Origin of the sequence: Halorubrum sp. Atlit-28R, assembly GCF_003665955.1 — an archaeon.
GTDB lineage: Archaea > Halobacteriota > Halobacteria > Halobacteriales > Haloferacaceae > Halorubrum > Halorubrum tropicale.
The window spans coordinates 1-818 of record NZ_QPLS01000055.1 but is presented as its reverse complement, the minus strand read 5'-3'; the positions used below and the strand labels follow the sequence as shown (position 1 = coordinate 818).

Here is an 818-nt window from a genome sequence, read left to right as displayed (position 1 = left end):
CTTCAACTCCTTTGATTTAGCGGCCTACCTCGTTGCTGTATGGCGATTCAACACAGCCTTCGCGTGAAACAAATCGTATCTACTTTGTATTCATTCTAGGAAATTTGGCATATTATTCAACCATTTTTCTTTTTTAGATTCTGAGTAGTGGTCGTATTCATCGCTGATTTTCTTTTTGTCGCCTCTCATATAATCGACTAACGAGCTGTTAACGCGATCTCGCATTGTCGTTGTTGTCCAATGGCGAAAGTAATGAGGAGTAATAGATTTTGAATCTCTACCTTCACTCCAATAGTAACCCTCTTTTTCCGCTGCATCAGCTACGTGATTACGAACAACATCTGCTGTCACTCGTTTTGTCGGGACGGAACATGATGTTGTAAAAAGAGGGCCTTCTTTTTCTGGTCCTCTTCTTATTGCTAACCACCAGATGAGAGTACGTTTCAACTCATCATCTACGGGTATCATAGTATGAGTTTTTGTTTTAGTTCCAGATGTTCGTCTTTCTCCTCGGAATATTTCTCCTCCGTTACAATGAGGTCCAAAATAGAGATGATCTGGTTTATCTGATATTGGTGAAGCAACCTCCCAATCTGTAGCAGGATGATCGAGATTTACATCCATCAAATCTAAATTTACTATACCTCCAATTCTTCTAGTTGTTTTTAACATAGTGAGAGAAGCAGCAAATGCGTTAGGAGGCATATGGTCCAGAACATTTGATAGAACCTCCTTTTCATATGTTGGTTTAGGTTCAGAAATATCCTCATCAAGTATCCCTTCGTCCTTAACTTTATCAATAGGATTACAATCGATAC

The 818-nt window shown here is 39.2% G+C and carries 1 protein-coding gene; it reads right to left on the bottom strand.

Translation table 11 applies throughout. The annotated features are described in order from the left end of the window. Positions 1–90 precede the first annotated feature (90 nt). Positions 91–818, bottom strand: a 728-nt coding sequence (locus DVK06_RS16755; RefSeq protein WP_147438150.1) for a tyrosine-type recombinase/integrase, incomplete at its 5' end; no start/stop codon positions are given.